5 protein-coding genes are annotated in these 9,110 nt (G+C 55.4%); 3 read left to right on the plus strand and 2 right to left on the minus strand.

Translation table 11 applies throughout. The annotated features are described in order from the left end of the window. Positions 1-41: 41 nt before the first annotated feature. Positions 42-1,043 (minus strand): hypothetical protein, encoded by a 1,002-nt coding sequence (locus ABEH27_RS25525; protein WP_346616224.1) that lies wholly within the window; start codon positions 1,041-1,043, stop codon positions 42-44. Between the two features lie 21 nt (positions 1,044-1,064). Further along, the gene (locus tag ABEH27_RS25530) at positions 1,065-1,595 is read right to left on the minus strand and encodes a hypothetical protein (RefSeq protein ID WP_346616225.1); all 531 of its coding nucleotides are present in this window, start codon (positions 1,593-1,595) and stop codon (positions 1,065-1,067) included. 221 nt (positions 1,596-1,816) lie between these two features. Here ABEH27_RS25530 and ABEH27_RS25535 point away from each other — a divergent pair, with 221 nt between their 5' ends. The 3 genes from ABEH27_RS25535 to ABEH27_RS25545 are packed head-to-tail and all read left to right on the plus strand — an operon-like array spanning position 1,817 to position 9,035. Then, the gene (locus tag ABEH27_RS25535; protein WP_346616226.1) at positions 1,817-3,622 is read left to right on the plus strand and encodes a hypothetical protein; all 1,806 of its coding nucleotides are present in this window, start codon (positions 1,817-1,819) and stop codon (positions 3,620-3,622) included. A gap of 41 nt (positions 3,623-3,663) precedes the next feature. Further along, the gene (locus ABEH27_RS25540; protein ID WP_346616227.1) at positions 3,664-6,171 is read left to right on the plus strand and encodes a hypothetical protein; all 2,508 of its coding nucleotides are present in this window, start codon (positions 3,664-3,666) and stop codon (positions 6,169-6,171) included. After that, positions 6,168-9,035: a hypothetical protein gene (locus tag ABEH27_RS25545; RefSeq protein ID WP_346616228.1), complete on the plus strand. Its 2,868-nt coding sequence runs from the start codon at positions 6,168-6,170 to the stop codon at positions 9,033-9,035. Before ABEH27_RS25540 ends, ABEH27_RS25545 begins: the two co-directional genes overlap by 4 nt. Positions 9,036-9,110: the final 75 nt, after the last annotated feature.

A 9,110-nucleotide genomic window follows, 5' to 3' on the forward strand; every position in this document is an offset into this window, starting at 1 on the left:
GCTGTATTCGTGGTGATAGTCATGGCAAGTCAGCTCCCTATTCATTGTGCCGTGGCGCAGCGGTAACGGGTTGGCCCGTGCTCATCATCATCATGAAAACGGCCGACAAGGAACTCCCCGGTGGGGCAGACGTAACTGCTACCACTCTCCTTTTGTGATTTCGACCAACCGTCGGACCAGAGAACCGACAGTTTCTGATCACCGTTTTTAAGTTCGCTACACAGATAGCGGGTCTCGCCATTTTCATCGTTCCAGTGATCCCGGCCGCTCATGACGGTGTCGGGGGGGCACATGAAGTAAATACCATCGCTTTCAACGAATCTTTCTTCCCATTTGTCATTGCTCCGTGAAAGATCAGTCGAACCCTGCTTGAAGGTCGCGCAGGTATAAGTACTTTGCTGTTCTTGTTCATCGCCCCTGTGCCCGCGCCCAATCATTACTTGATTGAGACCACACTTGAACTCGTCTCGTGGTTTTAGACCGCCATAGAAGGTGCTTTCATTAAGTGTCGCCGGCACAGGTGTAGGAGGGGGGGTAGTGGACGAGGTGATCACACGCACGCAGGAAGTGCTATCCCTGGCAAGGTTGGATTGCTTTACATTTTTGTCAAGCATTTGCAGGCCGGGAGAAATAATCTCGTCCTTGGGGTAGCTGACCAGGTCATCGAATTCGTACCAGTCGCTGGAGGTTAATTTCCTGGTGGTGCGGAGTTTAACCCAAAAATTTCGGGTGTCGTCACCTTCTGCCTGGCCTTCCTGAGTGCCGCAACCGTAACCATCGGTAATAAATATTTGCGCGGCGGATGGAAGCCCATCGAATTTTATCCTGCGCGGTTTTATCTCTTTGCAGTCGGAGTCGGGGAGGTTGAATTCGTACTGCACGCGCTTGCCTGTGCCTTCGCCGGGAACCGTCAGTGAACACTGCGCGTTGTCTTTGTCGAGTATCAGTATTGTGCCCTCTTGCGCCGCAGCATACACAGCTTGCGGAATGTTACTCAGCAGCAATGGCAGCGCAAGGATACCAAGTTTTATTGAGATCGGCATGATGAGGTCTCGGGTGCTGGTTTAGAATAATTTGCTGCAATGGTATCTGGTTTGATCGTTTTCATCGCCGAAGCGGGACATGCCCCAAAGCACTTCGTTTTTGAAGCAGGGCAAATCGTGGGCGTTTTCGCGGCCCTCTCGAGTGCTGGTATGTGTTGGAACCAACGGCTCTTCCCAGCTATCCCGGACTTCCGCGCAGTACAGCCAGTAGTCCGAGTTCTCATCCCCCTTTCTACCTCGGCCAGTCATGACTTTGGGGAAAGGACATGCGCCGCCACCGTAAGGAATGATAATCTTTTCCTCATTAAACGTTTGGAGTTGACTGCCTTGGGTCACGGTTCCGCATAAATACCCTGTAGCGCCATTTTCGTCCTTATAGTGTTTGCGCCCTACCAAAACTTTGTTGCTCGGGCATCTGTAATCGTGATCTGATTCCTTTTGCGAATTGGACCACTGAGCGTCCGGTTGTACGGTTGCAAGCGCAGCATGCGCTGTGTTGGACAGCAGGAATAGAAAGGCTGCAGCGGGTAGTAAGTGCCGTTGAGTGTTCATCAAGCTTCCTCGTTGGTGCAGTAATAAGTTCACCAGCCGAGTCTAGCGAAAGGCTCAATCTGCGGCAGCTAGCAAAAATGCTAGGTACCTGGGGTGAAAACCGGAGTCGCGAAGTATCACAACCTCGCGATCGATGCCTACCTGTTATTTTTGTCAGTAGGCAGCGCCTGGGGCAAGCGATAGCGTGTGGGCATCACTCACCGAGATGCCGAGCTGCATACATGAATACGCACCCAGCCGCTAAGCGGATCAACCTGGATCCACACCCGCGCCCAATAATTGAAGGCCTCACGCCGTACGATGAGGTTGATCTCGATAAGCTGGGGTCTGACGATCTAGTTCTGTATATAACGTACGACACTATCGCCGAAGGTCAGACCGTCCGAGTGGATTGGGTTGGCGCGGATGAACACGGTAATGCAGTCAATTTTTCCGGGCCTGTGGATATTGACGGAAGCAATTTCGATCCCACGACCCGACTGGCACGTATTGCGGTGTCCAATGCATTCGTCGTGGCGGCTACCAATGGCTATGCATTTGCGGGTTTCCAGCCCACGCAACCGCCCTTGGAACAGTCAATGCGCGCCTTTTGCTTCGTGGGGGTTCGTCCGCGTCGGCTTGAACATATGCCGGTGGCCCAGGCACCGCAGTCACACAATCTGTACCTTGACCCCGATTCGCTGGGCAGTACCGGTGCGACTTTCCTGGTGCCGGCGTATCAGGCCATGCGAGAAAACGACAGGGTGACGCTGACATTCGTCGGCTTTGAAAGTGACGGCACTGAAGATGAGACCTGGTCAAGGCCGACGAACGTGACGGCGGAACAGGTAGGGCAGGTATTGCGTTGGCAAGTGCCTGCCGGTCAGTTCGACTTCATCGCGGGGGGGTACGCTGAAGTCCATTATGAGATCGCGTTTGCCGATCTGCCGGCAACATTGACGTCACCTACGCAGACCTTCCGGATCGGTCCGGTACCCGTTAACCCGCCACGGCTCCCACAGCTTGAAATAGAAGGTTATTCAAGCGGTCCGCTCGACCCGGCACTGTTTCCCAATGGCTTGGTATTGCGCGTGCCTGCCAATGCAGAACTGATGGTGAGTGACTGGTTGTTGCTGCATTTCAATGATGTGTTTGGCGAACAGCAACTGCGCATTGACTTGAGTGGCCTTGAAAGTGGCGTGATTACTTTCAGCCTGGCCGCAGAAAAACTGCAGGGCCTGGATCGCATTACGCTGGGCTATCAAGTCGCGCGGGAAGGGGTTGCGTACAGCGCGACAGTGCGGCAGGTCGACTTGGTCGTTCGTCGCGAAGATGCGCCGTTGAACGTGTTGTTCGCGGTAGCTGAAGGGGGCGACGAGGCGTTCAATGCAAAGCTACCGGCGATCTCGGCAAGTGCAGGGGCGTATATCGACCTGTCTGGCATCGAGTTGAAAGATTCGGAGACGCTGGAAGTTTACTGGGAGGGTCGCTCCGAACTGGGTAGCAAAAAATACGTGTTCGACGAAGTGCCCACAGACCCCTTGAATATACCGCCAGTGGCCGTTGCCGCCAACATGGAGATAGGCGATACCAGTGTAAAACGATTCCCGGTCTACTACAGGATATTGCCCGTGGGGCATGAATCCAAGAAGTTGCATTTGCGCATTCTTCCTCTGCCCACGGCCAACTATTCCACACTGCAGTGCAGTCCGCGCAGGGGTACCGAATTACACCTGACCGATATCGTGGGTGCGCACGCTGATCTAACGCTGGCCAACTGGCCATTCATGAGTGAAGGGCAGCACCTGGTAATTGTCATGGTGGGTAGTGCCGGCGGTAGTTCCAGACCTTATCTCATCCGCGACTCGGCTATCACCCAGGCTGAAGTGGATGCGCGTGTTGTCACGGCGGAGTTGTTGAAGTCGATACTAGGCGGCTTGGATAATAACACGCAACTCGAGTTCAACGTAAGTGTTGATTTCGAGGGAGAAGGGGGTGAGGGCAATTGGACACAATTTCCACGGATGTCATTGACGTTGCGCAAATAAGTAGGCGCGCACATCGGTAACTCAATATTAAAGGTGCCATCATGAAGAAAAAAGAAACGCTGGAAGAGTTCGTGGAGTATCTAAAGGAAAAACCGCGGACGCTTGGGTATGATGCCATTCTCGCCTATGATCGTTTTAGGGCCAATAGATTATTGCTCCAGGAATATATCGACCGTTTCGACAGTGGCCGCTATTTCGAGCCCCTGACGTTTAGCACCACCATCACACCGGGTGCGCAGTGGGAAAAGGTAATTGACCATTTGCTGGATAAACCTCGGCTGTCGTTCGAGAACTCCAGCATTGCGCATTCACGCGCAGACTTGACCATGCGAATCAGTGGCGGGAAACAACTGACCCTAAGCAGGGGGGCAGGCGATAAAGTCAAGAAACTTATCCGAGTTAAAGAGGCCGATGCGCTCGATGGCCCCGCCTTGCACATGCGGATTGCGTTGGACGCTAGCCCGGGAACAGTGTCCAAGGCCGGTACGGTGTCGATCGACTTGAAGAAGGCTGATTACTTCTACCTGAGCTTTGCCGATACTGACGAAGAGAACCTGATTGGAGGCGCGCGCTACAAGAAAATTTTCGACGGCTGGCCGGATGAGAAGAAGATTTTTGTCTTGAATGAGATGCCGCTTAAAGAGAGCGACTTCCTGCAGCCGGAAAAATTTTCGGTTCGAACCCATCCTGCACCGCTTGGCCGTTTAAGGAGCTCAGACCAATACGGCGAAGGTGAGGTTTTGCTTTTCGTTACAATGAAAGGTAGCGACAACTCGGATGCTGGTATACCCGGCGATGATGAGAGCATGCATTACCTACTGCCCGATGCGGCAGAGCCTTACACGATGAACCTGTTGCTAGGTAACAAATTCCTGATCAAGCGACTGGTGACACGTGGTATCGAAAAGCTTGAACACCAGAAAGTTCCGTTTGCGGCCAGGTATATTGGCGATGGAAAGGAGGCTTTTGTCACCGGTATCCAGGCGACAGCGGGGCAGCTGAACATTCCTGTGACAGGGGCAACGCCGAATCTCAGTGAAGTTTCGTTCACGCAAGGGCTGGCGCTGAATTTTGTAGGGGGCGGTGGGGACGGATATACACGATTCGATGTCAGGGCCGTTGATGGAAAGCTCAAATTTGAATGGTTTGGCAAAACTGAAGTGCCCGTCGTCCTCACCCCAAAAATTGGTGAGTTCCCAAGGCGTGGGAATGCGGTCTACCGGTGGGAATACGAGGCAGACTACCAGTTCGTTGTCGAAACGAGTGGTGAAGACATGGGTGAATTGAGGCTCGAGCGGGTCGGGACGCCTAGGCTTCGTCAAAAAATGGCGCCCGATCAATGGTTGGCGATGGGACAAGGTCACCCTCTCATAATGGAAGAATTCGTCGACTTTGGTGAGGCGCAGGTAGCCCGTTACCTCAACGAAACGATCGAAACCATCGTCACTGTGGCCGCGGATATCGACGCATTCCGCCTCAACGGCTTGCTGTTCCGCAGTGGCAAGGAGGCTGCGCAACCATCGGCTGTGCGTTTCCCTGGCGATTTGACACTGCCTGGGTACCTTTCACCGGCACGCACGCAGTTCGAGGTCGTGCCGATCGAACCCGTGGTGATGGCTGGAGGTAAGCAGCAGTTCAGTACTACGTCCGGTTCGGGCGCTTCAATGACATGGACCGTGGAGAATCTGCCAGGTGAGGCAGGCGAGGATCCCGGTTCGATCAATGCGGCAACGGGTGAGTACACGGCCCCGGCATCCAGCGCCGTGGTGCGTGGCAACAAAAAGGTCATTGTCACCGCCACCAGTGGCACGAACTACAGCAAGGCGCTGGTCAGCATCACCCCTCGCAGCATCGCGGTATCACCAATGGTCATGCAAGCCGCTGCGGGTGGCAAGTTCAAACTATCGGCGGCCACATTGAATGCAGAAAGGGTGACCTTCAGCCTGTCAGCCGGTGCCAAAGGCACGTTGCAAGAAGACCCTGCTCCTGATCCGTCGGTACAGCAAAGCATGCTCTATGTCGCCCCTGTGGGAGATCGCAGGCATGGGGTTGTTCCGCGCAAGAGTGAAACGTGGCGAGGTCATCGTGCGACAGCGGCGTGGCGCAGTGAAGACGATCTGGCGCAACTACTGGCAGTCGAGACCGTTGATGTTTCCAGTGCATCGGGCAGTGGCCAGGAGCAGATTCCGATATTGCTGCCATTGCAGAATGAAACCAACTGGTTCACCCACCACGTTGAAGGGAATGGTGTGCGGCTTAAGTTCTGGGGTACCGGCAAGAGTGGTGATTATGAAGTACCTGCCGAGGACACCACCTGGTACTTGGTGCTTGGCAACGGTACGTTAACGGATGGCCTGTATACCCCGACCGCAACGGATGGCAAACCCTTGAGCCGTTATGCCGTAGTGGCGGCGATTGAAGACGATAACAGGTACTGGCTGTGGACGTACACCATTTTGCCTATCCCTTTGATCACGCCTGAGTTGTTGGTTGAAAAACTGACGGAAGCGGAACAAGACGCAGCGCCTACCCAGAGGAACGGGCAATGAAAACCAACTCCAAGACTGAATTACTGGAGCGTTTGGCTCAGGGCAATGTCATGTTCGGCTGGGGCGCCATCCTGGCGTTCGACCGCGACCAGGTCAACCGCATGTTGCGGGAACAGTACTTGGCAGCGTTCAACGACCTGAGCTTCCTATTGCCATTCAGCAATGAAGTCGCCATTGGCGAGGTCGAACGCGCAAGCTTGAGCGATATCGTGCTCGGTGCGCCGCAGGTCTCGTTCGAGCATGCCACCTTTACCAACGCCAAGGCCACGGTCAGGCTCGGTATCCTTGCGGGTACTTATTCCACGACCATTCACCAGCCAGGTAGTCCGCCCTACCTGGCGCGCAGTGAGACGCTGCGTGAAGACATGGGCCTGGTGCTCGAAATGTCTGTTGAACTGGGTGTGCGAGTGGGCAGCGTGGACGACCGGGGCAAACTGATGCTGGACCTGTCGGTGGGTGATCGATTCAGCTGCAACCTGGGGTTGAGCGACGATGCGAGGCTGGCGATCGGCGCCAAGCTGGGGGAGCAGATCAAGGCGCACCCAGCCTACAAGCAGCTCTATAGCTTCGCGATGCTGGATTTCAGCGACTATGGGCCACTGAGCCCGCGCAGCTTTCAGGTGCGAACCCAGCAGGCGCCTGAGGGTAGCCGCCCGCATTCGGTCCAATATGGCAATGGGGCGATTGTGGTGTTCAGCCAGCTGCGCATCAACAAGGAGCCCGGCATCATGCCGGGGAACCCTGATACCTATCCCTACCTGATACCTGATGACCTGACTGTGCAAGGCACTTCTGCCTATAGCGCGACGGCATTGATCGCTGCACCGTTGCGCCATTTCGTCGATGACCAGCAAGCGCCAGGCATCTTGCGTCAGCTCAGGTTGCCCAATGCACACCACGTCAGCATGGCGGATCGTCATGACCCGCTGGACCATGTGATTTTCGGCGGCATCGAGCCCACTGCCCTGTCATTTTTCGTTGAGCCGATGCAAAGCGCCGTGTTACCGGACGGCCGCCAGCCTTTCATCCTCGATAACCAGGGGCAAGCGGTAGCAGCAAGATGGGAGGCTGTCGATCTCACTCTGCCGCTGTCGACCGGGAGCATGGTCAATGGAACCTACCCGGCATTGCCGGCTGAGAAGTTCAGACGCGACCAGCAACTGGTACTGGTATCCGGGCGTTTCTCTTCTGCGGCCGGGGAGCAGATACGCACCGGGTTGCTGGTCGAATCTCGGCAAGCGGTGAACGTGCTCCCTCGCGTGACTACCTGGGCAGCTGGCATGGGGGACATCAAGTTGCGTGCCGGCTCGGTAAACGGCGGCGATTTGACTTGGGAACTGATCCAGGACGATGGGCATGTTCACGGTGAGCTGGTGCCTGACCCCGAGCAACCCACCTGGCGGATATTCAAACCGTTCGAACCGGATGGGTACGTGCCTGAAGTGCGCCTGCAGCGCATCCTCGTCACTGATAAGGCGACGAACACCAGCGACACGGCAACGGTGGTCATTTTTGCCTATAAGCAAACCCTTAACGTGACGCCTTATCATGTACCCGTGTTCAAGGGGCACGAGCCGATTGCATTCAAGTTGCCAGCAGATGATCACGCCGATGCGACCTGGAAGGTCTTTGGCGAGGGCGAGGTTGACGACAACGGTGTGTATTACCCGCCCAGCCAGGCCAAAGCGCCTGTCAGCGTGGTCATGGCCGATATCAATGACAGGTTCACCGGTTATGCGATTGTCCAGCACACTTATCAGCAACCACCCATCAGTTGGACCGAGCTGGAAAAATTTGAGATTAACGTGCTGGGTGAGCCCGTCTGCCTGGCCAATGGCATGCAGCAAATCAGGGTGGAAATCGTGGTAGAAACCGCGGAGGTCGAGATTGGTGGTGTCAAATATCCGATACCGCTGACACCGACCGAGCTCTCCAGCCTGAGGCTGGTCTACCGTACCGGCAATGCCGAGGTGGAGTTTATCGATGCGGACCAGGAAGGCCTGCAACCTGAAGAGGCGAAATGGGCCACCCACGTCAGACCAAACCGTTTCGATCCGTACGGTAGTGCAACATCCAGCGAGTCGCCGGACGTGCGCTCCGAAGGGTCACGCGCCGTCAGGCACCTCTGGGTTCAGAGCGGCATAGTGGGTACGGAAGAGTTCTACGCCAAGTTCCAGTCTGACAACGACCTGTCGTGGGATTCGCGTGAAAAACAAGGCTTTCTCAAGGTCACTGCCCTACAACCCCCGAGACCTGGGCCAAACGATTACACGCTTACCCGTGAGCGCGTGTTCAATGGCCGGGGCAGGATTCTCGACCCGGGAAATGGGGCACCCAAGGATGAGTTCAGCTACATGCTGGACTCCATCGATTACTGGACCCTGGCTTATCAGGACAGACTGCAAACCATCAAGTTCGCCACACTCAAGTTGGAGGGTGGCGCAGCATCCGTGCGTTGGGAAAGCGAGCAGGTGGATGAGGTGTTTTTCAGTTATCTGTCCTGTGGCTTCAAGGAGTTGCCGGTTCCGGGGCAATCGGAGAAGCCTGCCGAACTCAAGGAGGAGGCGATGCTTACTGCCATGGCCAATGCGCTCAAATACACCGGCATCAAGACGGGGTTGATCCCAGGCAAGGAACCAGGGCCGGGAGAATTGTTGATCATGCTGCATCGCCTGGACAGCATGCCTTTCTGGAATGACGCCCAGGCAGGCGAGGATGAAACGAAGAAGTTCAGAGAGGTGCTAGACAAGCCCTTGATGCTCGTACTCTACGATCAGCGAGGAACACGGCATCGGTTGCGTATCGGCTTCCCGGAACCCACCGTTGAAGACAGTCGCAACAGCCTGGTGCTGTCCGTTCAATAAATTGCACCCGCCTCGTCAAGCGGGGCGGGGCCTTCTCTTCAGAGGTCTGCTTATGACCACTAAATCATTAGTGCA

The organism is Pseudomonas sp. P39-UII1 (assembly GCF_039672635.1).
GTDB lineage: Bacteria > Pseudomonadota > Gammaproteobacteria > Pseudomonadales > Pseudomonadaceae > Aquipseudomonas.